General features: G+C 45.0%; 28 protein-coding genes and 1 pseudogene. 16 read left to right on the top strand and 13 right to left on the bottom strand.

All coding sequences use genetic code 11. From position 1 onward, the window contains the following. Positions 1-311 precede the first annotated feature (311 nt). The 3 genes and pseudogenes from ACFORF_RS08635 to ACFORF_RS08625 all read right to left on the bottom strand — a co-directional run. Positions 312-521: pseudogene (locus ACFORF_RS08635) on the bottom strand (tyrosine-type recombinase/integrase); the annotation flags it as partial. Positions 522-533: 12 nt separating this feature from the next. Then, positions 534-872 (bottom strand): Cd(II)/Zn(II)-sensing metalloregulatory transcriptional regulator CadX, encoded by a 339-nt coding sequence (cadX, locus tag ACFORF_RS08630; protein WP_000711091.1) that lies wholly within the window; start codon positions 870-872, stop codon positions 534-536. An 11-nt stretch (positions 873-883) separates the two neighbouring features. Continuing rightward, positions 884-1498, bottom strand: coding sequence for a CadD family cadmium resistance transporter (locus tag ACFORF_RS08625; RefSeq protein ID WP_380427344.1), 615 nt, complete (start codon positions 1496-1498; stop codon positions 884-886). Between the two features lie 28 nt (positions 1499-1526). Between ACFORF_RS08625 and ACFORF_RS08620 the strand changes: the two genes are divergently transcribed. Then, entirely contained in the window at positions 1527-1751 is a 225-nt protein-coding gene (locus ACFORF_RS08620; RefSeq protein WP_380427342.1) for a FanG protein, read from the top strand. Between the two features lie 39 nt (positions 1752-1790). On the opposite strand, the gene rpmG is transcribed toward ACFORF_RS08620, so the two are convergent. Both rpmG and rpmF read right to left on the bottom strand, forming a co-directional pair. Continuing rightward, positions 1791-1940 (bottom strand): 50S ribosomal protein L33, encoded by a 150-nt coding sequence (gene rpmG, locus ACFORF_RS08615; RefSeq protein WP_001265622.1) that lies wholly within the window; start codon positions 1938-1940, stop codon positions 1791-1793. 15 nt (positions 1941-1955) lie between these two features. After that, on the bottom strand, positions 1956-2138 hold the full coding sequence (gene rpmF, locus ACFORF_RS08610; RefSeq protein WP_067088000.1) for a 50S ribosomal protein L32: 183 nt from the start codon (positions 2136-2138) through the stop codon (positions 1956-1958). A 258-nt stretch (positions 2139-2396) separates the two neighbouring features. On the opposite strand from rpmF, the gene ACFORF_RS08605 reads away from it, so the two are divergent. The 7 genes from ACFORF_RS08605 to ACFORF_RS08575 all read left to right on the top strand — a co-directional run bounded on the left by ACFORF_RS08605 (position 2397) and on the right by ACFORF_RS08575 (position 8238). Next, positions 2397-3335, top strand: a complete 939-nt coding sequence (locus ACFORF_RS08605) for a DUF4767 domain-containing protein (protein WP_380427340.1) — start codon at positions 2397-2399, stop codon at positions 3333-3335. A gap of 198 nt (positions 3336-3533) precedes the next feature. Then, entirely contained in the window at positions 3534-4316 is a 783-nt protein-coding gene (gene rpsB / locus ACFORF_RS08600) for a 30S ribosomal protein S2 (RefSeq protein ID WP_380427338.1), read from the top strand. A gap of 111 nt (positions 4317-4427) precedes the next feature. Then, the gene (tsf, locus tag ACFORF_RS08595; protein WP_380427336.1) at positions 4428-5468 is read left to right on the top strand and encodes a translation elongation factor Ts; all 1041 of its coding nucleotides are present in this window, start codon (positions 4428-4430) and stop codon (positions 5466-5468) included. Positions 5469-5637: 169 nt separating this feature from the next. Further along, positions 5638-5964, top strand: coding sequence for a PadR family transcriptional regulator (locus ACFORF_RS08590; protein ID WP_380427334.1), 327 nt, complete (start codon positions 5638-5640; stop codon positions 5962-5964). Next, positions 5951-6526 carry a DUF1700 domain-containing protein gene (locus tag ACFORF_RS08585; protein WP_380427332.1) on the top strand — a complete coding sequence of 192 codons (576 nt, stop codon included), beginning with the start codon at positions 5951-5953 and terminating at the stop codon, positions 6524-6526. The genes ACFORF_RS08590 and ACFORF_RS08585 overlap by 14 nt, the downstream gene beginning before the upstream one ends. Before the next feature lie 4 nt (positions 6527-6530). Further along, a complete protein-coding gene (locus tag ACFORF_RS08580) occupies positions 6531-7322 on the top strand; it encodes a CPBP family intramembrane glutamic endopeptidase (RefSeq protein WP_380427330.1) in 792 nt (263 codons plus the stop codon). Position 7323: 1 nt separating this feature from the next. Continuing rightward, on the top strand, positions 7324-8238 hold the full coding sequence (locus tag ACFORF_RS08575; protein WP_380427328.1) for a DUF4097 family beta strand repeat-containing protein: 915 nt from the start codon (positions 7324-7326) through the stop codon (positions 8236-8238). A gap of 131 nt (positions 8239-8369) precedes the next feature. Here ACFORF_RS08575 and ACFORF_RS08570 read toward each other — a convergent pair whose 3' ends face one another. Next, positions 8370-8837, bottom strand: a complete 468-nt coding sequence (locus ACFORF_RS08570) for a COG2426 family protein (RefSeq protein WP_380427326.1) — start codon at positions 8835-8837, stop codon at positions 8370-8372. Between the two features lie 218 nt (positions 8838-9055). On the opposite strand from ACFORF_RS08570, the gene ACFORF_RS08565 reads away from it, so the two are divergent. Both ACFORF_RS08565 and ACFORF_RS08560 read left to right on the top strand, forming a co-directional pair. Continuing rightward, the gene (locus ACFORF_RS08565; protein WP_380427324.1) at positions 9056-9520 is read left to right on the top strand and encodes a CtsR family transcriptional regulator; all 465 of its coding nucleotides are present in this window, start codon (positions 9056-9058) and stop codon (positions 9518-9520) included. Continuing rightward, entirely contained in the window at positions 9517-11955 is a 2439-nt protein-coding gene (locus ACFORF_RS08560) for an ATP-dependent Clp protease ATP-binding subunit (protein WP_380427322.1), read from the top strand. The genes ACFORF_RS08565 and ACFORF_RS08560 overlap by 4 nt, the downstream gene beginning before the upstream one ends. 380 nt (positions 11956-12335) lie before the next feature. Here the strand turns inward: ACFORF_RS08560 and ACFORF_RS08555 are convergent, their stop codons facing one another. Continuing rightward, on the bottom strand, positions 12336-12725 hold the full coding sequence (locus ACFORF_RS08555) for a nuclear transport factor 2 family protein (protein ID WP_380427320.1): 390 nt from the start codon (positions 12723-12725) through the stop codon (positions 12336-12338). Between the two features lie 126 nt (positions 12726-12851). Here ACFORF_RS08555 and ACFORF_RS08550 point away from each other — a divergent pair, with 126 nt between their 5' ends. Further along, positions 12852-13187: a winged helix-turn-helix transcriptional regulator gene (locus tag ACFORF_RS08550; RefSeq protein WP_380427318.1), complete on the top strand. Its 336-nt coding sequence runs from the start codon at positions 12852-12854 to the stop codon at positions 13185-13187. A gap of 250 nt (positions 13188-13437) precedes the next feature. On the opposite strand, the gene dusB is transcribed toward ACFORF_RS08550, so the two are convergent. From dusB to mazE, 4 genes are all read right to left on the bottom strand, one after another. After that, positions 13438-14421 carry a tRNA dihydrouridine synthase DusB gene (gene dusB / locus ACFORF_RS08545; RefSeq protein ID WP_380427316.1) on the bottom strand — a complete coding sequence of 328 codons (984 nt, stop codon included), beginning with the start codon at positions 14419-14421 and terminating at the stop codon, positions 13438-13440. Beyond that, complete coding sequence (gene hslO / locus ACFORF_RS08540; protein ID WP_380427314.1) at positions 14408-15280, bottom strand: Hsp33 family molecular chaperone HslO; 873 nt, start codon at positions 15278-15280, stop codon at positions 14408-14410. The genes dusB and hslO overlap by 14 nt, the downstream gene beginning before the upstream one ends. 383 nt (positions 15281-15663) lie before the next feature. Beyond that, the gene (locus ACFORF_RS08535; RefSeq protein ID WP_380427312.1) at positions 15664-15963 is read right to left on the bottom strand and encodes a YbaB/EbfC family nucleoid-associated protein; all 300 of its coding nucleotides are present in this window, start codon (positions 15961-15963) and stop codon (positions 15664-15666) included. Between the two features lie 463 nt (positions 15964-16426). Continuing rightward, on the bottom strand, positions 16427-16708 hold the full coding sequence (gene mazE / locus ACFORF_RS08530) for a type II toxin-antitoxin system PemI/MazE family antitoxin (RefSeq protein WP_380427310.1): 282 nt from the start codon (positions 16706-16708) through the stop codon (positions 16427-16429). Positions 16709-16926: 218 nt separating this feature from the next. On the opposite strand from mazE, the gene ACFORF_RS08525 reads away from it, so the two are divergent. Genes ACFORF_RS08525 through ACFORF_RS08515 form a run of 3 tightly spaced genes read left to right on the top strand, consistent with a single transcriptional unit; the run spans position 16927 to position 20929 of the window. Then, positions 16927-17391 carry a MarR family winged helix-turn-helix transcriptional regulator gene (locus ACFORF_RS08525; RefSeq protein ID WP_380427308.1) on the top strand — a complete coding sequence of 155 codons (465 nt, stop codon included), beginning with the start codon at positions 16927-16929 and terminating at the stop codon, positions 17389-17391. A 12-nt stretch (positions 17392-17403) separates the two neighbouring features. Then, positions 17404-19170, top strand: a complete 1767-nt coding sequence (locus tag ACFORF_RS08520; RefSeq protein WP_380427306.1) for an ABC transporter ATP-binding protein — start codon at positions 17404-17406, stop codon at positions 19168-19170. Beyond that, positions 19160-20929, top strand: coding sequence for an ABC transporter ATP-binding protein (locus ACFORF_RS08515; protein ID WP_380427304.1), 1770 nt, complete (start codon positions 19160-19162; stop codon positions 20927-20929). The genes ACFORF_RS08520 and ACFORF_RS08515 overlap by 11 nt, the downstream gene beginning before the upstream one ends. Before the next feature lie 44 nt (positions 20930-20973). On the opposite strand, the gene ACFORF_RS08510 is transcribed toward ACFORF_RS08515, so the two are convergent. Then, positions 20974-21210: a hypothetical protein gene (locus ACFORF_RS08510; RefSeq protein WP_380427302.1), complete on the bottom strand. Its 237-nt coding sequence runs from the start codon at positions 21208-21210 to the stop codon at positions 20974-20976. Positions 21211-21346: 136 nt separating this feature from the next. Here ACFORF_RS08510 and ACFORF_RS08505 point away from each other — a divergent pair, with 136 nt between their 5' ends. After that, entirely contained in the window at positions 21347-21568 is a 222-nt protein-coding gene (locus ACFORF_RS08505; protein WP_380427300.1) for a DUF4649 family protein, read from the top strand. A gap of 297 nt (positions 21569-21865) precedes the next feature. On the opposite strand, the gene ACFORF_RS08500 is transcribed toward ACFORF_RS08505, so the two are convergent. Further along, entirely contained in the window at positions 21866-22480 is a 615-nt protein-coding gene (locus tag ACFORF_RS08500; protein WP_380427298.1) for an NUDIX hydrolase, read from the bottom strand. A 316-nt stretch (positions 22481-22796) separates the two neighbouring features. Between ACFORF_RS08500 and pnp the strand changes: the two genes are divergently transcribed. Beyond that, on the top strand, positions 22797-24986 hold the full coding sequence (gene pnp, locus ACFORF_RS08495; RefSeq protein WP_380427296.1) for a polyribonucleotide nucleotidyltransferase: 2190 nt from the start codon (positions 22797-22799) through the stop codon (positions 24984-24986). Positions 24987-25034: the final 48 nt, after the last annotated feature.

Genomic DNA, 25034 nt, shown 5'->3' with positions numbered 1-25034 from the left:
TCATAGATTTCCTCGTGCTCTGTTTGTGTCGTTACTTACAGTTTACACGAAAGAAACTCTGTGAGTTTTTTTGTTGCACTATATTTTACAATTTATCTTATCTAAAAAGTGTAGAGATTCGAATGATTTTTATTGCAATGTAGTGAAATTCAACATTTCAAGAATCGCATCAAATCAAGGTTTCTACGGTCTAGTGACGTTTAGTGAATCCCTATTTCACCTCAGTAAAGGTTAAGTATTTTCTATTTTAGCTAGTATAAACGCTGTCATATCAACGTTTATGATGAAGCACTCTATAAAAGGTAGAGTAGTTAGTGAGTCAATTGAGCAATCTTATCAAGATAAATACCAACAGCTTCTAACTTTCGTTGAGGTGCTAATTCAGCGTAAGTATCCATTGTGGTTGAAATTGATTTATGTCCCATTCTCACTTGAAGCTCTTTCCAATTTGTGCCAGCATTAAGTAACATTGAAGCATGAGTGTGTCGGAATAAATGGAAACCATAATCTGGTAATTCTAGTAAAAATAGTTGTTATCCTAGTTGATTAAAAAAATCTCTGATTTCCTCATCTTTTATAAAATAATATATAATTTTCCCCTCTCTTCTAGTGTCCAAGATGTTTTGATTGGCTAGTTTACGAAGATGGTGGGAGGCAGATGCCATACTGAGATTTAGTAAACAGGCTATATCGCAGACACAGAGTTCTTCAACAGCAAGGAGATAAAAGATGATATTTATCTGTTTATTGTCGGTAAACTTTGATAAAATGCGAAGTGATTTTTGGACTTTTTCCTTTTCAAGGTAGTTCGTTGCGGTTGTAACATTTTGCTGATTTATAACATTCACTTGGCAGATACTATCTTTTTTCATAATATTTTCTCCTAGCCTAACATAGTCCATAGCATGTCAAAACTGTTGTTTTCAATCAGGATATATATCCCCAATCCTAAATAAACAACGGCAATAAACCATCTGCTATATTTTTCCAAAATTTCTCCAACAGAAGGGACTTGTGCCAATTTTTGGGCAGAAAAAACCAAGAGATAAATCATGACTAAAAAGGTAAGTAAAGCCACTATCAAATTCGCTAAATTTAAGGTAGTAAAATATGGGACAAAGACACCAATATTGTCAGCACCACAACTTGCAAAAGTAATCATAGCGACTAGAAAAATCAGGTTTTTATTATCTTTGCGCAAACCTTCTTTGGCAATAGCTTCGCCATCAGAATCTCCAAAAAGCAAAACTTTGAGGCCTAGGAAAATTGGAATCAAACCGAGCAAACCTAAAATCTCTTTACTAGGAATATAATCTAAGACGAATGCAAAAAGCAAACTTAGCAATATTAGACTAACAGAGCCTAGAAATTGTCCTAAATAGATGTTAATGATGTCTTTTCTGCTTTTTCTTTTGGCAAAAAATAACATTAGGATAATAAGTAAGTCTACGGCTGTCCCAGAATACAGGATTATTGAAGTAACAACATTTTGAATCATAAAACACCTCATTCAAATATATTTTTGAATGTATTTTAACATTAAACATTGTAGATGTCAACTTCAGCTCCACCAAAATATAGATAAGAAGTTAGTGTACCAAATATTAAAAAGCCCTGCCATCGAAATGATAACAGGGCTTAACTTCAATATCCAAATGATATATTCATCTAAAAAAGGTAGAGTAAAAGGTAGAGTTCTTATTGATTTATATTGCAATGTAATGAACTTCAAAATTTCAAAAATCGCTTAAAATCAATGTTTTGACGTCTAATGACGTGTAGTGAACCCCTTACTTAACCTCAGTAAAGACAACATGTTTACGCAATTTTGGTGAGTATTTCTTCAATTGAAGACGGTCTGGAGTGTTACGTTTGTTTTTAGAAGTAAGGTACAAGCGTTCACCAGATTCTTTGTGTTCAAGTGTAATATTTACGCGCATGGTAACTCCCTTCTATTATTCTGCTGCTGCAGCTTTGGCGATTTTACGTCCTTTGTAGTATCCTTTCAAAGATACACGGTGTGAACGTGAGTAGTCACCAGTAGTTTCGTCAAATTTTACAGATGGAGCTGTCAATTTGTAGTGTGTACGACGTTTGTTTTTCTTCGCTTTTGATGTGCGACGTGCAGGTACTGCCATTTCTTTATATCCTCCGTGGGTAGTTTATGACTTTCGTCAACTTTACTAGTATAGCAGAACTTTTTTGTAAAGTAAAGTTACTTGACACTTTTTTTGATTTTTTTGGTCCATAGCAGAGCTGGTTGATTTTTAAGGCTTGAATTTGGAGGCTTGGAAATCCTGTTTAACCGGTCTCCTATTTTTCAAAAATGAACCTAGAAATCCCAGAAATCAGGCAGATTACCCCGTTAGCTATATTATAATAGAATAGGAGATTTTATGAATAAGGGATTATCATTTGGGTTAGTAGCCGTAAGTGTTTTGAGTTTGGTCGCCTGCTCTGGTAAGAGGGAAAAGGAAGTCAAGCAAGAAAAGACCACAACCGTAACCACGATGTCAAGTCAAACGACTACAACCACCACAGCTAGTCAACCTGGGGTCTGGTCAGCAGATAAGGGGAGACAGTTGCATGACTACATCATCAATACCTGGGGACCTGCCCTAGGTCAGGGCTATGTGGAGTACACACCGACTAGTCCAGGGAATTTTTATGGGGTTTCTGTACCAAATGGCTTGATGGGACATAGCCTTAGTATGGTTCCAGATTTCAGTGGCCTAACCCCAAAATTGGTCTGGAGTGCTGATGGTAATCATCAACCTGGGGAGACTGCTTTAGTCGCTGTGTTTTCTGATATTGAAACGACGGTCTATCCCTCATCTCATCTTTACTTTTTCACCTATCAAGATGGGGTCGGCAAGGTCTGGATTACGGAACAAAACCAAGGTAACTCGGAAAACCAGCTTTACTTTCGGGAAACCCAAAATGTGGATTTAAGGAATTTCTATGTCGGTTTAGTCGGCGGCGGAACTGGGCAGACCAGTGCGACGACGCAGGCTACCCCGTCCTCTTCACAGACTGCTTTGACCAGTGATCAAGCTGGTCGATGGGCTGCCGCCCACAAGGCTTCTGAATATGGAGCGCCTTATACAAGGGAGGACTTTGCCTATCGCGTGACACCCGCAGACCAATCTTCTGATGGCCTTGTGGCCATTCAGGTTCTGGAAAATCACAATAGTGAGAACATGAAGTGTGTGGGAGCAGCGTCTGGGGTTTCTTCTTCATCTTCCTTCTATCGGATCAATGCCAAGGGTGAACTGGAAAAGATGGATGCAACCAGCGGAGTCTATCAGATTGTTTCCCAGACCTATTTTGAGTAGGAGTGGAGGCTCTTGTGAGCCCTAGTGGTTTTGCAAGAATTCTAGCTAAAACCCTTGCGAAAACCAAGCTTTTCTGCTAAAATAATAGAGTTGTGTCAACAACAAATACTCATCTTGGATGAATTGTCTGTCTGTTGCCCTTGGGTTGGCGGGCGAGTTGAAGTCTGAGAGAGGAAAAAACATAAAGGAGAAATACTCATGGCAGTTATTTCAATGAAACAATTACTTGAGGCTGGTGTACACTTTGGTCACCAAACTCGTCGCTGGAACCCTAAGATGGCTAAGTACATCTTCACTGAGCGTAACGGTATCCACGTTATCGACTTGCAACAAACTGTAAAATTGGCTGACCAAGCTTACGACTTCGTTCGTGACGCTGCAGCTAACGATGCTGTTATCTTGTTTGTTGGTACTAAAAAACAAGCCGCTGACGCAATTGCTGAAGAAGCTACTCGTGCTGGTCAATACTACATCAACCACCGTTGGTTGGGTGGTACCCTCACTAACTGGGACACAATCCAAAAACGTATCGCTCGTTTGAAAGAAATCAAAGCAATGGAAGAAAACGGAACTTTCGAAGTTCTTCCTAAGAAAGAAGTTGCTTTGCTTAACAAACAACGTGCTCGTCTTGAGAAATTCTTGGGTGGTATCGAAGATATGCCACGCATTCCAGACGTAATGTACGTGGTTGACCCACACAAAGAACAAATCGCTGTTAAAGAAGCTAAAAAACTTGGTATCCCAGTTGTTGCTATGGTTGATACAAACGCTGATCCAGATGATATCGATGTTATCATCCCAGCTAATGACGACGCTATCCGTGCCGTTAAATTGATCACTGGTAAATTGGCTGACGCTGTTATTGAAGGCCGCCAAGGTGAAGATTCAGTTGAAGCTGCAGCTGCAGAAATGACTGAAGAGCCAGCATCTACAGAATCAATCGAAGAACTCGTTGAAGTTGTAGAAGGTTCAAACGCTTAATCAAGCAAATCGGATACGATCCAGGTACTGTTCACTAGCTGGACGGTACATCAAACAATGACCACTAGGGGCGGGCCCAGCCCAGCCCCTTTTTATACAAAGGAGAAAAAAATGGCAGAAATTACAGCTAAACTCGTTAAAGAATTGCGCGAAAAATCAGGTGCCGGCGTTATGGACGCTAAAAAAGCCCTCGTAGAAACTGATGGTGATATCGAAAAAGCGATTGAATTGCTTCGCGAAAAAGGGATGGCAAAAGCAGCTAAAAAAGCTGACCGTGTTGCCGCTGAAGGTTTGACAGGTGTTTACGTAAACGGTAACGTTGCGGCAGTTGTTGAAGTCAACGCTGAAACTGACTTCGTTGCGAAAAACGCTCAATTCGTTGAATTGGTTAACGAAACAGCTAAAGCAATTGCTGAGCAAAAACCTGCTAACAACGAAGAAGCCCTCAAAGTGACTTTGGCTTCAGGTGAAACACTTGAAGAAGCTTACGTGAACGCGACTGCAACAATCGGTGAGAAAATCTCATTCCGTCGCTTTGCTTTGGTTGAGAAAACTGATGAGCAACACTTTGGTGCTTACCAACATAACGGTGGCCGTATCGGTGTTATCTCTGTTATCGAAGGTGGCGACGATACCCTTGCTAAGCAAGTATCTATGCACATCGCTGCGATGAAACCAACTGTTTTGTCTTACACTGAACTTGACGAGCAATTCGTTAAGGATGAGTTGGCACAATTGAACCATGTGATTGAACAAGATAACGAAAGCCGTGCTATGGTTGGTAAACCAGCTCTGCCATTCTTGCAATACGGTTCAAAAGCACAACTTTCTGACGAAGTTATCGCTGCTGCTGAAGAAGCTATCAAGGCTGAATTGGCTGCTGAAGGCAAACCAGAAAAAATCTGGGACAAAATCCTTCCAGGTAAAATGGATCGCTTCATGCTTGACAACACTAAAGTTGACCAAGCTTACACACTTCTTGCACAAGTTTACATCATGGACGACAGCAAGACAGTTGAAGCTTACCTTGACAGCGTAAACGCTAAAGCAGTTGAATTTGCTCGCTTTGAAGTTGGCGAAGGTATCGAAAAAGCTTCAAACGACTTTGAAGCAGAAGTTGCCGCTACAATGGCTGCAGCCCTTAACAACTAAGATTTAAAGAAGCCCAATTCTAGTTAAGGAATTGGGTTTTTGCGTGCTCAAAAAATTTTTAAAATATATATAAAATTTTTACACATAATCTCTTGACAGGTAATTTCGATAGGTATATAATTTACATATAAAATAATTATATATAAAAATATTACACAAGGAGGGAGATATGTATTTTCCAACTTCAGCAACGGTGATTGAGTTTCTGATTTTGGCAATCGTGGACAAGGAAGATTCCTACGGTTACGAAATTAGCCAGACGGTGAAGCTCATTGCCAATATCAAAGAATCAACGCTCTATCCAATTTTAAAAAAGATTGAAAAGGAGGGGTGTGTGACGACATATAGTCAGGAGGTCCAAGGGCGGAGGCGAAAATATTACGCTATCACGGATGAGGGACGTCGGCAATTGCAGTTCCAAAAAGGAGAATGGGAGGCCTATACAGGCACGATTGAAAGGATTGTAAAAGGGAGTTTGAGACATGACAAAGACTGAGTATTTAGCAGAACTAGATCGCTACTTGCACCGCTTGCCTAAGGCGGATTACGAGGAAGCGATAGAGTACTTTACCGAGTATTTTGAGGAGGCAGGACCTGAGCACGAGCAGGAAATCATGGCAGAGCTAGGTAGTCCGCGTGAGGCTGCCAGTGATTTAATTGTCCGCCTTTTGGATGAGGGGGATGAACTAGCTTATGTAAGCCCCAAGAAACAGCACAACTTGGTTAAGATTGCCTTGATTGGGCTCTTGGCGGCACCGATGGCCATTCCCTTATTAGTTACTCTTTTAGCCCTTGTGTTTACGATTGTGATCTTAGCTGGGGCTATGATTTTTACGGTAGCGGTGATAGGATTTGCCTTATTTGGATCGTCCGTCTTTATGATTGTAGATGGACTGAGCTATGTGACGTCGGGTCTATGGACAGCATTCCTTGGGACAGGGACAGGTCTTTTGTTCCTCGGAGTGGGAATTCTCTTACTAATCGCCAGCTGGGAAATCGCTAAAATGGCTGGTCAAACCATCATCTCACTCTCAAAATGGGTCTTGAAAAGGAGATAAAAAGATGAAGAAGCAGGGTAAAATATTGCAATCACCTTTCCTTAAAGCGGTTTTGATGACCTTAATTTTTGTGGGGATTGAGATTCTGGCAATGGGTTTTGGGACTATTCATCCTTTGTTGTATGACCTAGCACTCAATGGCTGTTGCTTAGCTCTAGCTTGGTTCATGACCTGCAAAGTTGATAAAAAACCGTGGAAACGAATGGGTTTATCGGTTTCAAAAAAATCAGGGAAAGGATTTTTAATCGCTTTGCTACTCACTGCTAGTGCAGTAGTGATTGGAACGGTTTTGTCAAGGTTTATTTTCCATGATGAAGTATTTGTACTGAGAGGAACGGTAACGGTTGGGGGAATTTTAGTGACAGTAGTAGCTTTCTTACAGCCAGCTTTCATCAGTCAAGGATTTCCTGAAGAGTTAATTTTTCGTGGTTATCTCGTTCCTATGCTAAAAGATAAGTATAATGGTGCGCAGACGATGGCTATTTCAGTCGGTTTATTTACCCTCATTCATGCTATTCATCTTCGAGAAGGCTGGGCTTATGGGCTATTGACTATGTTTTATGCTTTTAGTTTTGCCTGTTTGGCTTATATGATGAAGGAACTTTGCCAAACAACCTGGGCAGCGGTTGCGGTTCATGGTGGTGTTCATTTTACAAGAATGCTATTGATGCTGTTTGGGTTTGCTGAAACGGATACAGCAGTTCTGGTACAGAGTATTGTCCTTAGTCTACTGGTTGTGGTTATAGGAGTTTATTTTAGAAAAAGATTGTTTTTTTGCATATTAAGGAGTTCATAAGATGAAAAGATTGAAACGTACTGTATTAAGTTTTGCGGTTCTTGCTAGCTTGTTGGGTGCTATTATGATGGGGATTGGTTATGTCAAAGGTGGCATCGCTCAGACGAATCAATTACAGACTGCGGGCTTGACCAAGGTTGAACAAACTGTCGAAGCTTTTGACCAGATTGCTATTGAGTCCACCGACTCTGCTTATACGCCGGGCTATACCATTGTGTTGAGACCGTCAAGTACAACCGAATCGTCTGTATCTTACTTTACCAGTGATAAGCGTCCGGTGACAGCTACGGTCAAAAATGGCGTGCTTACCCTAACAACAGCTATGCCATCGGATTCAAAAGAAGTTCGCTTTTATTTTCCGAGTGTAACAAATGTGTGGGGACATATAACCAATAAACGGATGGCAGATGCTGATACTATTGTGATTGAAGTGGCAAAAGGGACTGATTTGAAAAAGCTGGCAGCTAATCTGACGACAGGGTCTCTTGAGATTTCAGATATGAAAATAGCAGAGCTGGGCCTATCTGCTGCAGTTGGGTCTGTAGAGTTGATCAATGTTACAGTGGACAAGGGCTTAGTTGATGTCGATACTGGTGATTTTGAAGCTGAGGGTAGTCAGTTGAACAGTCTGAGCCTTACGAGCTCGGTCGGTTCGGTTGATTTGATTAAAACGACAGTTAGCGAAAGTGACATGACTCTTGATATGGGGTCTCTTGATGGCGAAGGGGTGACCTTCCTTGGCCACAATACGATTGCTACGTCTATGGGAGATGTTGACCTGATCTTGGCAGATAAAAACCTGACGGTCCTCACTTCAGTGGATTTAGGTGATAGCGATATTAGTACAGGCTTGATTAAGTCTGATAAAAATCAGCTGGAAATCACAACGGATACCGGTTCGATTACTGTAGAATAAAAGAGGTTGGGTAAACCTCTTTTATTCTACAGTAATAATTTAAGATGAAAAAAATGGTAGAATCAACGTTTTTGATGACATTGTTCTAAGCCATTTATGATTTCTGAGCTTTTTGCCCAGCTTCTATTTTCTTAATGGGTGAAGACATTGAGTCCAAAGACAGTCAAGGTTCCCATGATGATACCTGCTAGGACAACACCTAGCATGACGGCAGTAACTGAGCGTTTGAAGTCCCAGTCGAGGATGGATGCTGCCAGGGTTCCAGTCCAAGCTCCTGTTCCTGGCAAGGGGATACCAACGAAAAGGAGGAGGGCCCAGAAGAGTCCACGGTCTCCCGCAGCAGCCTTGAGTTTTTCACCACCGCTGTGTCCTTTTTTCAGACACCAGGTGAAGAAACCACCGATTCCAGGTTTATCCTGTCCCCACTCGAGAACCCGACGGGCAAAGAAAAAGATAAAGGGCATGGGCAACATATTCCCGATTACGCCAATCAGGAGAGCCTGCCACATGGGAATACCGGTTGCGATGGCATAGGGAACAGCACCGCGCAATTCTACCAGGGGCACCATAGAAATAAGAAGTGTAATTAAATAGTTCATCGTTATAGCCTTTCAATTGTTAACTCTTCTATTTTATCTTATGTCAGGGACAAAGACAAGAAAAAGGCGACTGATGGAGAACCAGGTCGGGTTACTGCTCTGCTATTGCCCTAGAGAAAACAAGGAATAAGTTAAAGCTGTATCTTTCCCTTTCAAAATGCCTTGATTTGCGATATAATAGTCAGTAAAAGTCAAATATGGAAGTGAAAGGAGAGCCCATGGTATCAAAAAACACTTCAGATAGCATTGAAGAGCATATTAAGCAGTTGCTGGAGCAGTCGGGAATGGCTGAGATTCGGCGCAGTATTTTGGCGGATGAGTTTCAAGTCGTGCCTAGTCAGATTAACTACGTGATTAAGACACGGTTTACTGAGAGTCGGGGTTATGTGGTTGAGAGTAAGCGTGGTGGTGGTGGTTATATCCGCATTGTCAAGGTGCGTTTTTCGGATAACCACCAGTTGATTCGTAATTTGATTAACAATATTGGGGAGCACATCAGTGAGCCTGTTTTTACGGATGTGGTTCAAGTTTTATTTGATGAGGGTTTGGTCAGCGAGCGTGAGGGCAATCTTGTATTGTCCATGGCTATGGATGAAGTGCTAGGCCAGGATGCTCCACGGATTCGAGCTAGGATGCTCCGTAAGATATTGCAACGGTTAGACCGTAAAGGGAAGGTAGAATGAGTAAGTTTTCGATAAAGTTACAGGAAGTATTTAGCCTAGCACAATATCATGCCAATCGGTTTGAAAGTCGATATTTAGAGAGTTGGCATCTATTGTTGGCGATGGCTGAGATTGAAGATTCTATTGGTGGTCTGTCCTTAGCTGAGTATGGTGCAGAGGTAACGAGCCAAGATTTTGAGGCAACGATCATCATGGTTTTGGGCAAGGTTCCACATCCAGGGATCAAGGATATTCAATTCTTGACGCGGTCCTTGGCTTTGGATAACACCTTGCGTCTGGCAGGATCGGTAGCTCAAGTCGTTGGGGCCACTGAAGTAGGGACTGAGCATGTCCTCTATGCCATGCTCATGAATCTCGACCTGATGGCGACCCGAGTCCTAGAGATTTCTGGTTTTAAAATCAAAGATGATGGTGAATCTGTTCGTCTGGCTGATCTCCGCAAGTCTTTAGAGCGCAATGCGGGCTATACCAAGGAGCAGGTCAAGGCCATCCATGAACTCAGACGGCCTAAGAAACTCAAGAATAACAATTTCACCGACATGATGAAGCCACCGACGACAGAAGGTGAGCTATCAGATTTCACACGAGACCTAACAGCGTTGGCTAAGGCTGGACGCATCGAACCGGTTATCGGGCGTGAGGCGGAGATTGACCGCATGCTCCAAATCCTGAGCCGCAAGACTAAGAACAACCCTGTTCTGGTTGGTGATGCGGGTGTCGGTAAGACGGCACTTGCTAATGGCTTAGCTCTGCGAATTGCCAAGGGAGCCGTGCCTTACGAGATTTCCAAGATGCGGGTGCTTGAGTTGGACATGATGAGTGTTGTCGCTGGAACTCGCTTCCGCGGGGACTTTGAGGAGCGGATGAACAAAATCATCAACGATATCGAAGAGGATGGACAAATCATTCTCTTTGTTGATGAGGTTCATACCATCATGGGTTCAGGAGCTGGGATTGACAGCACGCTTGATGCGGCCAACATCCTCAAGCCTGCCTTGTCCCGAGGGACTCTTCATATGGTCGGAGCGACGACTCAGGATGAGTATCAAAAGCATATTGAAAAAGATGCAGCCCTGTCCCGCCGTTTTGCCAAGGTCTTGGTAGAAGAGCCGAGCGTAGGCGATGCGACTGCGATTTTGATGGGACTTAAAGAGAGTTATGAGACCTACCACCATGTGACTATCTCAGATGAGACGGTTGAAACAGCCGTCAAGTATGCCAAGCGTTACCTGACCAGCAAGCAGTTACCAGACTCTGCCATTGATCTTTTGGACGAGGCGGCAGCTACGGTGCAAAATATGGTTGAACGGGAGGATGAGGAATTTCTGACACCGGCTGACCATGCGATTTTAGCAGGGGACTTTAAGTCCTTGGGAAATCTGTTGCAAAGGGAAGAGGAAGCTCCAGTTCTGGCTGAAATGGCTGTGACGCCAAACCATATTCTGAAAACCCTCAGCAAACTGTCTGGTATTCCTGTTAGCAAGATGACCCAGGCCGACAACAAGAAATATTTGAACTTGGAGAAGGAACTCCACAAGCGCGTGATTGGACAGGATGCTGCTGTGTCCAGCATCAGTCGGGCTATCCGTCGCAATCAGTCTGGCATTCGGACAGGCAAGCGACCGATCGGGTCCTTTATGTTCCTGGGACCAACAGGTGTCGGTAAGACAGAGTTGGCTAAGGCTCTGGCCCAGGTTCTCTTTGACGATGAGAGTGCCCTGATCCGTTTTGACATGTCAGAGTACATGGAGAAATTTGCGGCCAGCCGTCTCAACGGTGCCCCTCCAGGCTATGTCGGCTACGATGAAGGTGGCGAGCTGACCGAGAAGGTCCGCAACAAGCCTTACTCAGTCTTGCTCTTTGACGAGGTTGAAAAGGCCCATCCAGATATCTTCAACGTCCTCTTGCAGGTCTTGGACGATGGGGTTTTGACCGATAGCAGAGGCAGAAAGGTTGATTTCTCCAACACGATTATTATTATGACTTCTAACCTTGGGGCGACAGCTCTGCGTGACGATAAGACCGTTGGTTTTGGCTCACGCGACATTCGTTTCGACCATGCCAATATGGAAAAACGCATCATGGAAGAGTTGAAGAAGGCCTACAAGCCAGAATTCCTCAACCGTATCGATGAGAAGGTTGTCTTTCATAGTTTAAGTCAGGAAGATATGCGTGACGTGGTGAAAATCATGGTCCAACCGCTGGTGGCGAATCTGGCAGAACGTGGGATTACCCTCAAGTTCCAACCGGCAGCCCTCAAGCATCTGGCCCAGGCTGGCTACGACGTGGAGATGGGGGCTCGCCCACTCCGCCGCACCCTGCAGACTGAAGTCGAAGACAAACTGGCAGAACTGGTTCTCTCTGGCGAACTCAGCTCAGGCCACACCCTCAAAATTGGCCTCCAAAAAGACAAACTCAAGTTTGACTTGGTCTAGATATAGTCGAATGAAGAGCTTTGAGACAAGGCATTGAGACGCAGACAGTACTTGGGTACGGCAAGTCGAAAATAACGATGTATCAAGGTTCTTCAAATGTCTATAAACAAGAAAAAGCCATCTGACTCCCTAGAAAAGGAGTAGATGGCTTTTTGAGTGTCATTGAGGATTTTGATACCCACTTAAAACCTCAAAAGAGAGATAGGTTGGCGCAGATATAAGTTAGCTTATACTCTTCCAAAATCAAAACTATACGTCGCTAGGTTTTCTTGCCTAACTTTAGTTATGTCTACGTCAACCTGCCTTGTCTAGTTTTGAGGGATTTTGTCTTGCTTCTTAAATTTTTTGATGCACAAGAGTTTTTTAATCAGAAGGGGACCTTATCCCCAAAAGGCATCTTCTTCGGCTTGGTCAGAAGAAAAGAGCCAGACTTCCTTGATTTTTCCGTCTTCTATACGGAAAAGATCAACACCGTTCATGTTCAGTTCTTTTCCATCTGTTCGCGTGCCTAAGAAGGTCACGTTAGCGGCAACCAGGTCATCGTTATCTGAGACCCAATTAGTCAGGACTTTAAAGGTACCGTTTGTTTTCTCAGCAAAGCTGGCAAGGTGGGCTCCGAGCGCTTCTTTACCGTGATAGGTATCAGCTGTGGTGTGCTGGCCAGATTGGTGCCAAATGATATCATCGGCCATTGTCGCAAAAACTGCTGGGAAATCTCCCTTAATCAATCTTTCGTTATAAGCGTTAAAAATCTCTAGATTTGTTGACATATAAAACCTCCAAAAAATGTTTTGTTATGCTATAATTGTAGCAAATACAATCGATTAAACAAGTACGCTTTTTATCGTTAGCTAGTATCAAATACGATACTATTGTGGATATGACAGGAGAAAAAATTGACAAATAGAGTAAGTGAGTATGGAATATGTCCCTTTGCGACCACTCAAAAAGTCCTAACAGGCAAGTGGGCCTTGGTCATTCTTTACCAACTGAGTACAGGGACCAAGCGTTTTAATGAGTTACAACGACTGATTCCAGGTGTGACACAGACTATTTTGACTCGTCACCTAAGACAGTTAGAAGCCGATAAAATTGTACAGCGCAAGGTCTATGCCGAAGTGCCGCCTCGAGTTGAGTATTCCCTAACGGATATCGGTCGTTCCTTTCAGAGTGTCCTAGATGCTGTTGAAATCTGGGGTCTGGATTATATCGAACAGTTATCTCAGTCCTAGGCTGAAACGACTCTTTTGAGCTTCTATGCTTAAATTATAGTTATTTGAATGACTCTTGACACATCCTTGTTTTCGCATCGCTATATCCAAGTGCTGTCTGTGTCTTATCGTCTTGTCTCAGAGATCTTCATTTGACTAGGAATAATGCTCGTAGTATTTTGGACTAGCTAAACTTTCTTGTGACTTTGGGAAAATAAAAAGCCACATCTTCTCATTTGAGGGTCACTCAAAAGGAAGACTTGGCTATTTTTTATTTCTGACGAATCTGTGCAAAGAGTTCTTTGACTTCATTGAGGCTTTCAGCACGGGATACTGCCCCGCGGACCTTGGCAGCCCCAGAGGTCCCTTTCAGATAATGAGGTGCCAGGCCACGGAATTCACGGACCGCAATATCCTCACCTTTGAGATTGACCAGGCGGGTCAAGTGGTCCTCGGCGATGTCCAATTTTTTATCAAATGGAAGATCAGGCAACTCTTCACCTGTCTCAAAGAAATGATTGATTTGGGTAAAGATGTAAGGGTTGTTCATGGCAGCGCGGCCGACCATGACAGCGTCAACTCCCAGTTCTTCAATCATGAACTTGGCATCTTGAACTGTACGCACATCACCATTTCCGATGAAGGGAATCTTAGTGATGGCTTTAGAAACACGTGCTAGGGTTTCATGGTCACAGGTGCCTGTGTACATTTGTTCACGGGTCCGACCATGCATGGCCAAGGCAGAAACACCAGCAGACTCAGCTGCTAGAGCATTCTCCACAGCTAGGGCATTATCAGCCCAGCCGGTCCGCATCTTAACTGTCAATGGAATGTCGAGGACTGAGGTAACTTCCTTAACGATGTGGTATATCTTATCGGGGTCGCGGAGCCATTTGGCACCGGCCTCATTTTTAACAACCTTGTTAACAGGGCACCCCATATTGATGTCCACGATGTCAGCCTTGGTATTGGTTTGGATGAAGTCAGCGGCACGTTTGAGGCCTTCTGCATCTCCTCCAAAGAGCTGGATGGACATAGGATGTTCGTTCTCATCGATATGGAGCATGTGGAGGGTTTTTTCATTATTATAAAGCAACCCTTTTTCAGAAATCATCTCCATAACGACCAGACCTGCCCCGAATTCCTTGGCAATAGTCCGGAAGGCAGAGTTGGTCACGCCAGCCATGGGAGCTAGCACCGTGCGGTGGGGGATTTCAACGTTTCCAATCGTAAAGGATGAATTAAGCTTGGTCATGGATTAGGGCCTCCAAATCGTCTTGAGTAAAATTGTAGGTGGTGCCACAGAATTGGCAGGTAATTTCAGCCCCCTTGTCTTCATCGGCCATGGCCTGGAGTTCGGACTTGCCCAGAGTTACCAAGGCAGCCTCGAAACGCTCACGGGAGCAGTCGCAGGCAAAGCTGATGTCTTCTTCGGAAAGGCGTTTGTAGGCATCTTCGCCGTAGAGGGCTGATAGGAGAGCTTGAATGTGGTCGTCAGACTCTAGTAAGGTTGAGATAGCAGGCATCTCTTGGATCCGTTTTTCGAAGCGGGCGATTTCTTCGTCCTTTGCTCCTGGCAAGACCTGCAACATGAAGCCTCCTGCGACCTTGACCTTATCCTCTTTATCCAGGAGCACATTGAGACCGACGGCAGATGGCGTCTGCTCAGACTCCGTTAAGTAGAAGGCTAAGTCCTCACCGATTTCTCCAGAAATCAGAGGGGTCGTAGAGGTATAAGGGCGTCCCGTTCCGTAGTCAGTAATGACGATGAAGTGTCCCTGCCCCATAAACGGTCCCACCAAAACCTCTCCAGTCGCAGTCTTTTTGATATCCACGTCAGGGTTTTGAATGTAGCCCTTAACATGACCTTGGGTATCTGCCACCGAGATGATATGACCAAAGGAAGAGTCCCCGATGACCTTGAGGGTAACCTTGCTATCTCCCTTTTGATTGGCTGCCAAGATGAGGTTGGCAATGAGCGCACGCCCCAAAGCAACTGTCGAGGACGCCATGGTATCATGATGTTCCTGTGCCTGGCGAACTGTCTCGGTCGCATCCAGCACATAGGCCCTAAAGGACCCTGATTCTGCAATTGATTTAATGATTTTATCCATAGTTGCTATTGTATCATAAAAGCGCCTAGCCGTGGGGATTTGGATTTTGGAAAATAGCAGAGCAGGCCTAGGGGGATAGGGACCGAAAGACCTGCCCAAACTCATGCTCTCTCCAGTTAGACTATCTTGTTTGTGCCTGTGTCAACTGGTCTTGTTTATTGAGATTTTTATTGGGTTTAAAAATTTGTTTCCACGAGGTAAGGTCTCATCTTAGCCCTGATTTTAGCTACTCGTCGTTAGATTTTTTGAAATACGATAGGATACCTGAAAAATTCTACCTTGCTTGTCTTCAAAATCAGAACGAAGAAAACTTTTCCTTTATGGATACAGTTTCTACGAGAGCACAAAAAATCCGCTGGCTTGAACCTGCGGATTCATTTATCTTAAAATGGCAATTTCCCAGCGAAGGCACCGAGCGATTTCTGCGTAGCGGTATCGATTTTACCGAGGGCATCGTTGATGGCTTGGAGGGTCATATCCTGAAGGGTTTCGACATCTTCTGGATCAACGACTGCGGGATTAAAGTTGATGGCAGTGAGTTTCTTGTCACCTGTAAAGGTCACAGTGACCAAATCCTGGGCAGAAGTTCCTGTAAATTCTGTTGCTGCGAGTTCAGCCTGGCTTTTCTCCATCTGCTTTTGCAGTTTTTGAGCCTGCTTCATCATGTTTTGCATATTCATCATAAGATTTTCTAGATTCCTTTCGTATCAAGGGTTTAGACCCTCTTGTTGAATTTTTGTTGCCTTATTTTGCCTTATGGTTAAAAATTTTCAAAGGCTGAGGCGATTTCCTTTTGCTGAGTTGGAAATAGGTTATGCTCTATTTTACATTATTAGTGGGAAATTTTCAAAGGTAGGGATGATTTACAAGAATAACTTAGCGTAATCACTCTTGACAAGGAGTAAGTGTGTGATGTATACGGCTTTGTTTTCTTTATCGATGGTGTAAAAGAGCAAGTACTTACGGTCAGCAATCAGGATACCCAATGTCTTTGAAGACTTGGAGAGTTGTCTTCCGACCTTTCATCTGCATCAAAGCCACGTTCTGGAAATGTTTCAAGACTTTTAATTCCCTCTTGAAGACGTTTACTAGTCTTAATAGCTGCAGTGGAATTTAGAAGAACATCTTGGATATAACTTTTGATACTTATCCAAGTAGTTCGGCCTCCATTTCTTCAATGGTGACGTAGTTACCAGCTCCAATCTCTGCTAGGTTATGGTCAATCATAGCGCCGAGTTCCTCAATCATTTTTTCTCGGATGAGTTCATCTGTGGCTTCTTCCAAAAGATTTTCTTTGCTTGGGCTAAAGATGAGTGTGCCATCGCTGGCCTTATAGACCATGTATTCTTGGCCCTGTGGAATTTCAAATTCTTTTGGGATGGTAATACTCAGGGAGTTGCCGATTTGTCGTGTTTTAACTACAGTCATATTTTTGCCTCTTTATTTTGTATACACTTAGTGTATACCGGTGTTTTGTTTTTGTTAATGAAGAATCCCAGCCGGTTTGTCAATCATATGTAATACTTTTAAGTAGGTATGTATTTTTGTTCTCATGAGAACTTTTTTCTTGACTTGGGTTTTGTAAGGTGTATAATGGTTCTCATAAAAACTAAATAGTTCTTAGGAGAACGAATTGGAGGAAAATGATGGGAGCACACGGAGAGAATCCCTTTCAGCAGATTCGTAGCTTCATCAATGAGATGGAGCAGTATGTTGCAGATGAAGCCAAGCGTTTTGGGGCAGACCACTTGTCAGGGCCTCAGGGCTTTGTCCTCATGCACTTGGTCAAGCACCCAGACCAGGTCTTTTCGATTAAGGACTTCGAAGATTGCCTGAACCTGTCTAAGTCTGTTACCTCCAATCTCATTAAGCGGATGGAGAAAAATGGCTTCGTTCTCGTCGTGCCATCGGCCAAGGATAAGCGGGTCAAGCACGTCCTTCTGACGGATTATGGTCGGGAGCAGTCGGTCAAGCTGGAAGGTTTTTTGGGCCATGTTCATAAGGTTATGCTTCAGGGCATCCGTAAGGAAGATGCTGCTGTTGCCAAGCAGGTCTTTCAACAGCTTAAGGCTAATATTCGCGCAGAACAAGACCAGAAGGTACAAGATTAGTAAGGAGTTGCTATGTTTACATTATTCAAACGCATGAAGGCCACAGAAGTCTTCATGGTTATTCTCAGCATTGTGCTGGTGACAACAACGGTCTGGTTAGACCTTAAGTCTCCGGAGTACATGTCTGAAATCACAACGCTCTTGCAAACGCCAGGAACGGTGGTCGGCGACCTCAAGGAGCCTGGGCTCAAGATGCTGGGGATTTCCTTTTTGAGTTTCATGGTGACGGTTGTCATCGGATTCTTGGGAGCTCGGATTGCAGCGAGCTTTACGACCCGCCTACGAGGAGATATCTATGACACGGTCATGGATTACTCCCAGACTGAGATTAAGAAATTCTCTATCCCGTCGCTTTTGACACGGACGACCAATGACCTGACCCAGCTTCAATTGGTCATCACCATGGGATTGCAGGTTATTATCAAAGGGCCAATTATGGCCATCTGGGCAGCGACCAAGATTGCAGACAAGTCCCAAGAATGGTTGTTTGCCACTATGGTAGCTTTGGCTGTTTTGTTGGTTATGCTAGTGGTATTCTTGTTCTTGGCCTTTCCAAAACAACGCCTGATTCAGGGAATGGTGGACAAGCTAAACAGCATTACGCGGGAATCCTTGTCTGGGATTCGTGTCGTGCGAGCCTACAATGCGGAGGACTACCAGGACGGGAAGTTTGAAGCAGCCAACAATGATGTGACCCGCCTCAACCTCTTTGTCAACCGGATTATGGCTCTGATGAACCCTGTTATGACGGTGATTTCCAGCGGATTGACCCTGGCTATCTACCTGATTGGTGCCCATCTGATTGATGCGGCGGCCATCGAAAAAAAGGTTGGGCTGATGTCTGATATGGTGGTCTTCTCTTCTTACGCCATGCAAGTGGTGATGGGCTTCATGATGATGACCATTGTCTTCTTTATCCTGCCACGGGCCCTGGTTTCTGCCAACCGGATCAAGGAAGTTTTAGCCCTAGAAACCTCTATTCCATCGCCAGCTCAATCTAAAGCGGACGAAGGGAAAAAAGGAGAAGTGGAATTCCACAATGTCTCCTTCCGTTACACCAAAAAATCACGGGCAGTTATCGAACACGTGTCCTTCAAGGCCGAAGCCGGTCAGACGGTCGCCTTTATCGGGTCAACGGGGTCTGGTAAGTCAACCCTGGTCAACCTCATTCCTCGTTTTTACGATGCGACGGAAGGTTGGATCAAGGTGGACGGTGTCAAGGTCCAAGATTACACCCACGAAGACCTCAACAAGAAGGTCGGCTACATTCCGCAAAAAGCGGTGCTCTTCTCTGGTACCATCCGTTCCAACCTGGACATGGGTGAGAGCGCAGTCTCTCCACTGACAGAAGACGCTCTTCTAGAGGCACTTGATTTGGCCCAGGCCAAGGACTTTGTCCTGGATAAGGAGAAGGGTCTGGATGAGCCAGTTGCCCAAGGCGGTAGCAACTTCTCCGGTGGTCAAAAACAACGTCTGGCCATCGCGCGTGCCCTGGCCCGCAAGCCGGAAATCCTCATCTTTGATGATTCCTTCTCTGCCTTGGACTACAAGACAGACAAGACCTTGCGCAAACGTCTAGCAGAAGACACAGCAGATATGACCAAACTGATCGTCGCACAACGGATTTCCACCATCGTGGACGCCGATCAAATCATCGTCCTTGATGAAGGACGCGTCGTTGGCCAAGGAACTCATCAGGAACTCCTTGCAACCAATGCTGTCTACCAAGAAATCGCCTATTCTCAATTGTCGAAGGAGGAATTAGAACATGCCAACTAAAACAAAAAAATCTTCCTTGCTCAAACGCTTTGACCCTTATATTCAGGGCTACAAGGTGCCATTTCTCCTTGCCTCACTCGGCGCCATCATCTCCAGTATGATTACGGTCTACGGTCCTCGTGGTCTCAAGGACATCACCCAAAAGGTGGTAGCCGGCGTCACAGGCACCATGGATATGGATGGCATCATGCAGCTGGGGACCTTGCTGGCGACCTTGTATGCCATCGGTGCCATCATCAACTACGCCCAGTCAACGACCATTGCGACCATCGTGCAGCGCATCTCTCAACGCCTGCGCTCTGCCATTGAAGTCAAGATCAACAAGCTTCCGCTCAACTATTTTGACAGCCACTCACAGGGCGATACCCTGTCGCGCGTGACCAATGATGTCGATACTCTCGGCCAATCCCTCAACCAAAGTTTGGGGACCATCGTGACGGCGGTCATGACAGTTCTAGGTTCTGTGGTCATGATGTTTGTGACCAATGTGACCCTGGCTTGGACAGCTATCGGCTCTGTTGTCATCGGCTTTGTCCTATCTATGGGGATCATGGGCTTCTCCCAAAAATTCTTTAAACAGCAACAAGCCAACCTGGCAGCTGTCAACGGTTTTGTCGAAGAGACCTACTCAGGCCACAATGTCATCACCAGCTACAATGCTGTCAAGGAATCCAAGAAGACCTTTAAAGAGCTCAATAGCAACCTCTACAGCTCCATGTGGAAGTCCCAGTTCTTCTCAGGGATTATGATGCCAATGATGATCTTTGTCGGGAACTTCGGTTACGTCATGGTCTGTATCGTTGGTTCCATGTTGACCATCGATGGCAAGGCCTCTATCGGGATTATCGTGGCCTTTATGACCTATGTCCGTATCTTTTCACAACCCCTCTCTCAAATGGCACAAGCTATGACTAGTCTCCAACAGGCCAGCGCAGCAGCTGGACGGGTCTTGGAGTTCTTGGAAGAAGCAGAGATGGAGGATGATTCGGCTAAGGCGCAGCAATTGCAGAGCGTCAAAGGCGATGTGACCTTTGAGCATGTGCGCTTTGGCTACCTGCCAGGTCAGACCATTATCCACGACTTCTCAGCCCATGCCAAGGCTGGACAAAAGGTGGCGATCGTAGGACCAACAGGAGCCGGAAAAACTACCCTTGTCAACCTCCTCATGAAATTCTACGAAATCAATGAAGGCCGTATCTTGATTGACGGTGTGGATACCCACCTCATGAAGCGTTCAGAAGTCCACGACCAGTTTTCGATGGTCTTACAGGACACCTGGCTCTTTGAGGGCACCATCAAGGACAACCTCATCTACAATCAAGACCATATCTCGGATGAGCAAGTAGAAGCAGCAGCCAAGGCTGTTGGGGTTCACCACTTTATCATGACCCTGCCAAATGGCTATGATACAGTTCTTGATGATTCTGTCAGCCTTTCAGTCGGCCAGCGTCAGCTCTTGACCATTGCCCGGGCGCTTCTCAAGGACGCACCACTCCTAATTTTGGACGAGGCGACTTCCTCTGTCGATACCCGGACAGAAGAGCTTATCCAGAAAGCCATGGACCAACTCATGGTGGGACGAACATCCTTTGTCATTGCCCATCGCCTCTCGACCATCCGCAACGCCGACCTCATCCTCGTGATGAAAGAAGGCAATATCATCGAGCAAGGCAACCACGAGGAGCTCATGGCTCAAGAAGGCTTCTACGCTGATCTTTATAACAGCCAGTTCTCAGAAGATGAGGATGACGTGGCTTAGAACGACACACGAAAACACCCTGGTCCACAAACCAGGATGTTTGTCTATTTATGGTGTTCTTTGAGGCTGGATCTAATGTGGGAATAGGTGTAGTAAACAACCGCACAGGCGACAAATAAAGCACTGATGTCGTTGTAGATTGAATAAAGAGTACTGAGTACCTGATGACCATCGGGCCAGACGAATTTTGTTAGGTAGAGTAGAAAGATATAGCCAATGAGATAGGCAGTGCAGTAGGGACGAAGTTTTTCTAGAAATGCTTTAAACTTAGGTGTCATCATACAGACCCTCTTTTTCCTTTATTTGGCTACATTATATCAATTCTATGTTGCTAATGAAAAGTATTATATGCCGAAAACCAGCATTTTATGCTCCACTTTGTTATACTGGTTCTATCAATAGAAATGGAGAAAAAATATGTTAGATATTACAATTTTAAATGCTGCTAACCAGGAACAGGTAGTACATTTTGACAGTTTGGCAGATTACGAGCGCTCGCAACAGGCTTGCATGATTGGGGTTGCAGACCACTACAAGGTAGTCAAGGTTGTCTATAAGGACCACCAATTGGACTATACAGGTAACTACGGGGACCTCTTTTTCTACTTCCTCAAGCAGGATTTGAGCCAATACGATTAATCCTGTTTGAGAAAGAGGACCTCGCTCTCAAAATAGAGTTAGCTAGTTTTACTGAACTATAGTCGAATGAAAAACTTTGAAACGAGGTATGGAGACACAGACAGTACTTAGGTACGGCAAGTCGAAAACAAGGCTGTTTTAAGGTTGGTTAAAATGTCTATATCATTTCCGGATGCCAGTCAGTTCTAGCTTTAGTACAGCACAAAGAAACACCAGCAGGTATGTGAACTTGCTGGTGTATTACGTTTTTATGGGCAATTGGGGAGATGTGCTAGGAAACAAGGGTTAGTAGCTCGGCTATCTTTCCCGACCGGTGATAATTTGGATAAAACGGTGGGTGAAAAGAGCGGTCATGCCCCAGAGATTTTCTGGCAGACCATCATAAAATGGGACCGAGCGCTGGTGCTCCTTGAAATCGTAGGCGGGACCGTTGGTAATACGGTCGAAGGGGAAGTCGGCGTCTGGTATAACTTTCGAGCGCAGGGTATAGTAGCGGGGTTCTTTGTCTAATAAGTCCGCAAGTGGCACGGTAAAGAGGCGTTCAACCTCTTCTTGGTTGGGTTTGAGCTGGGTCCAATCGTCAATATCCAATATTCCAATAAAGCAGTGTATGGTTCGCGCCCCGTTGACCATGTAATCAATCTCGCCGAGAATCTGGATGCGATCGGAACTTAAATTGAGCTCCTCACAGGTTTCCCGAATGGCAGCAGCTTGGAGGCCTTCACCGGCCTCGACCTGACCACCAGGGAAGGCCACTTCACCTGGTTGGGGCACCAGCTGACTGCGCACCTGATAGAGCACGTGCCATTGACCTGAAATCGTAATCAAGGGCAAAAGCACGGCATAGGTTCGCCTCTCATCAATCGGATGTGGGACACGGCCCTGGAGTCGCTCGCGGATGCTTTCTAGCATAGGGTCCTCTTTCTTTTTGTAATAGCAAAGCTGTGCTTAAGATTCGAAAGTTCTTTTGCGAGGTCTGAGCTTGTAACGAGCTGGGCTCGGGTAGGTGACTTCCGGTCTCCTAAAAATGGGGACTGTTTCTTTTCTGTCATGAATAAATAAGGTCACAAAAGCCCAAGAAACTTTGCTCTCAATGCTTTCTATTTTACCATTTTTTTGGTAAAATAGCTGGGATACGTGGTTTTGTGCAAAGGTGAGTTCGGGACTTGTGAAACTCTTGGATTGACCTTTGTAGAAAACACGTAAACTAACTATTTTGGAGAATACAATGACCAAACAAACTTTTGAATTGACCTTTGCGGGCAAACCGCTGGTTGTGGAAACTGGCCAAGTGGCCAAGCAAGCTAACGGTTCTGTAGTCGTTCGCTATGGGAATTCAACAGTGCTGACAGCTGCTGTTATGTCTAAGAAGATGTCGACAGGTGACTTCTTCCCCTTGCAAGTCAACTACGAGGAAAAAATGTATGCGGCCGGCAAGTTTCCTGGTGGTTTCATGAAGCGTGAGGGACGTCCCTCAACCAATGCAACCTTGATAGCTCGTTTGATTGACCGTCCGATCCGTCCGATGTTTGCGGAAGGTTTCCGTAACGAAGTGCAGGTAATTAACACGGTCTTGTCATACGATGCGGACGCTTCTGCACCGATGGCTGCCATGTTTGGCTCTTCTCTAGCCTTGTCGATTTCAGATATTCCATTTAACGGTCCAATCGCTGGTGTTCAAGTCGGCTATGTCGATGGCGAATTTATCCTCAACCCGACAGTAGAGGAACAGGAAAAATCTCTCCTTGAGTTGACTGTAGCAGGTACCAAGGAAGCTATCAACATGGTAGAGTCTGGTGCCAAAGAGTTGTCTGAAGACATCATGTTGGAAGCTCTGCTATTTGGCCATAAAGCCATCCAAGAACTCATCGGCTTCCAAGAGCAAATCGTAGCCGCAGTCGGCAAGGAAAAGGCTGAAGTTGAACTCCTCCACGTCGATGCAGAACTTCAGGCTGAAATCGTGGCTGCCTATAATGCAGACCTCCAAAAGGCTGTTCAAGTCGAAGAGAAAAAGGCGCGTGAAGCTGCAACGGAAGCCGTTAAAGAAGTGGTTAGGGCTGCCTACACTGAAAAATATGAGGGTCACGAAGACTTTGATCGGATCATGCGTGATGTTGCAGAAATCCTAGAACAAATGGAACATGCTGAGGTTCGTCGCCTCATCACGGAAGACAAGGTTCGTCCTGATGGCCGTAAGGTTGACGAAATCCGTCCGCTGGATGCAGAAGTTGATTTCTTACCACAAGTTCATGGTTCAGGTCTCTTCACGCGTGGGCAAACGCAGGCTCTTTCTGTCTTGACCTTGGCTCCGATGGGAGAAACTCAAATCATTGACGGTTTGGACCCAGAATATAAGAAACGTTTCCTCCACCACTATAATTTCCCACAATACTCAGTCGGTGAGACTGGACGTTACGGAGCGGCTGGTCGTCGTGAGATTGGTCACGGTGCTCTTGGTGAGCGTGCGCTTGAGCAAGTTTTGCCAAGTCTTGAAGAATTCCCTTACGCTATCCGTTTGGTAGCTGAGGTTCTTGAGTCTAATGGATCAAGTTCTCAGGCTTCTATCTGTGCGGGGACTCTTGCCCTTATGGCCGGTGGTGTGCCGATTAAGGCTCCAGTAGCTGGTATTGCTATGGGTCTGATTTCTGACGGAACCAACTATACAGTCTTGACCGATATCCAAGGTTTGGAAGACCACTTCGGTGACATGGACTTTAAGGTAGCTGGGACTCGTGACGGGATTACAGCTCTGCAAATGGACATCAAGATTGAAGGAATTACGCCACAAATCTTGGAAGAAGCTCTGGCTCAAGCTAAAAAGGCCCGCTTTGAAATCCTTGATGTCTTACATGAAGCTATTCCAGCAGTACGCCCAGAACTGGCCCCAACCGCACCAAAAATTGACACCATCAAGATTGATGTTGATAAGATTAAAATCGTCATCGGTAAGGGTGGTGAAACCATCGATAAGATTATCGCTGAAACTGGCGTTAAGATTGACATTGATGAAGAAGGAAATGTATCTATCTACTCTAGTGATCAAGATGCGATCAACCGCACCAAGGACATTATCGCTGGTTTAGTCCGTGAGGCTAAGGTCGATGAGGTCTACGAGGCTAAGGTCATCCGCATTGAGAAATTCGGTGCCTTTGTCAACCTCTTTGACAAGACTGATGCTCTAGTTCATATCTCTGAAATGGCCTGGACACGGACCAATCGTGTAGAAGATCTAGTCGCTATCGGAGACACCGTGACGGTTAAGGTCATCAAGATCGATGAAAAAGGCCGTGTGGATGCCTCTATGAAGGCCCTTCTGCCACGTCCTTCAAAACCAGAACGTCGTGAAGGTGATGAAGCTGATAAGGACCACAAACCGCGTCGTCATCACCACAAATCTGAGCAAGCAGAACAAGAATAAGCTGACCTTGCCAGAACTAATGAGTACTATGATGAAACGGAGCTAGAC

Origin of the sequence: Streptococcus caprae, from assembly GCF_042649745.1 — a bacterium.
Classification (GTDB): Bacteria; Bacillota; Bacilli; order Lactobacillales; family Streptococcaceae; genus Streptococcus; species Streptococcus caprae.
Note: the sequence above shows the minus strand (reverse complement) of the source record. Positions and strands in the feature narration are given on the sequence as shown.

What these genes read in the sequence shown, in the direction of transcription:
- ACFORF_RS08590 (WP_380427334.1), top strand. Translation starts at nt 5,638, where the DNA reads ATGTATTTTCCAACTTCAGCAACGGTGATTGAGTTTCTGATTTTGGCA.
- ACFORF_RS08535 (WP_380427312.1), bottom strand. Translation starts at nt 15,963, where the DNA reads ATGATGAATATGCAAAACATGATGAAGCAGGCTCAAAAACTGCAAAAG.
- ACFORF_RS08585 (WP_380427332.1), top strand. Translation starts at nt 5,951, where the DNA reads ATGACAAAGACTGAGTATTTAGCAGAACTAGATCGCTACTTGCACCGC.
- tsf (WP_380427336.1), top strand. Translation starts at nt 4,428, where the DNA reads ATGGCAGAAATTACAGCTAAACTCGTTAAAGAATTGCGCGAAAAATCA.
- ACFORF_RS08500 (WP_380427298.1), bottom strand. Translation starts at nt 22,480, where the DNA reads ATGCTAGAAAGCATCCGCGAGCGACTCCAGGGCCGTGTCCCACATCCG.
- ACFORF_RS08625 (WP_380427344.1), bottom strand. Translation starts at nt 1,498, where the DNA reads ATGATTCAAAATGTTGTTACTTCAATAATCCTGTATTCTGGGACAGCC.
- rpmF (WP_067088000.1), bottom strand. Translation starts at nt 2,138, where the DNA reads ATGGCAGTACCTGCACGTCGCACATCAAAAGCGAAGAAAAACAAACGT.
- ACFORF_RS08555 (WP_380427320.1), bottom strand. Translation starts at nt 12,725, where the DNA reads ATGTCAACAAATCTAGAGATTTTTAACGCTTATAACGAAAGATTGATT.
- ACFORF_RS08575 (WP_380427328.1), top strand. Translation starts at nt 7,324, where the DNA reads ATGAAAAGATTGAAACGTACTGTATTAAGTTTTGCGGTTCTTGCTAGC.
- rpmG (WP_001265622.1), bottom strand. Translation starts at nt 1,940, where the DNA reads ATGCGCGTAAATATTACACTTGAACACAAAGAATCTGGTGAACGCTTG.
- ACFORF_RS08505 (WP_380427300.1), top strand. Translation starts at nt 21,347, where the DNA reads ATGTTAGATATTACAATTTTAAATGCTGCTAACCAGGAACAGGTAGTA.
- ACFORF_RS08525 (WP_380427308.1), top strand. Translation starts at nt 16,927, where the DNA reads ATGGGAGCACACGGAGAGAATCCCTTTCAGCAGATTCGTAGCTTCATC.
- pnp (WP_380427296.1), top strand. Translation starts at nt 22,797, where the DNA reads ATGACCAAACAAACTTTTGAATTGACCTTTGCGGGCAAACCGCTGGTT.
- ACFORF_RS08620 (WP_380427342.1), top strand. Translation starts at nt 1,527, where the DNA reads ATGTATTTTAACATTAAACATTGTAGATGTCAACTTCAGCTCCACCAA.
- ACFORF_RS08520 (WP_380427306.1), top strand. Translation starts at nt 17,404, where the DNA reads ATGTTTACATTATTCAAACGCATGAAGGCCACAGAAGTCTTCATGGTT.
- rpsB (WP_380427338.1), top strand. Translation starts at nt 3,534, where the DNA reads ATGGCAGTTATTTCAATGAAACAATTACTTGAGGCTGGTGTACACTTT.
- cadX (WP_000711091.1), bottom strand. Translation starts at nt 872, where the DNA reads ATGAAAAAAGATAGTATCTGCCAAGTGAATGTTATAAATCAGCAAAAT.
- ACFORF_RS08510 (WP_380427302.1), bottom strand. Translation starts at nt 21,210, where the DNA reads ATGATGACACCTAAGTTTAAAGCATTTCTAGAAAAACTTCGTCCCTAC.
- ACFORF_RS08570 (WP_380427326.1), bottom strand. Translation starts at nt 8,837, where the DNA reads ATGAACTATTTAATTACACTTCTTATTTCTATGGTGCCCCTGGTAGAA.
- ACFORF_RS08605 (WP_380427340.1), top strand. Translation starts at nt 2,397, where the DNA reads ATGAATAAGGGATTATCATTTGGGTTAGTAGCCGTAAGTGTTTTGAGT.
- ACFORF_RS08565 (WP_380427324.1), top strand. Translation starts at nt 9,056, where the DNA reads ATGGTATCAAAAAACACTTCAGATAGCATTGAAGAGCATATTAAGCAG.
- mazE (WP_380427310.1), bottom strand. Translation starts at nt 16,708, where the DNA reads ATGACTGTAGTTAAAACACGACAAATCGGCAACTCCCTGAGTATTACC.
- hslO (WP_380427314.1), bottom strand. Translation starts at nt 15,280, where the DNA reads ATGGATAAAATCATTAAATCAATTGCAGAATCAGGGTCCTTTAGGGCC.
- ACFORF_RS08580 (WP_380427330.1), top strand. Translation starts at nt 6,531, where the DNA reads ATGAAGAAGCAGGGTAAAATATTGCAATCACCTTTCCTTAAAGCGGTT.
- ACFORF_RS08515 (WP_380427304.1), top strand. Translation starts at nt 19,160, where the DNA reads ATGCCAACTAAAACAAAAAAATCTTCCTTGCTCAAACGCTTTGACCCT.
- ACFORF_RS08560 (WP_380427322.1), top strand. Translation starts at nt 9,517, where the DNA reads ATGAGTAAGTTTTCGATAAAGTTACAGGAAGTATTTAGCCTAGCACAA.
- dusB (WP_380427316.1), bottom strand. Translation starts at nt 14,421, where the DNA reads ATGACCAAGCTTAATTCATCCTTTACGATTGGAAACGTTGAAATCCCC.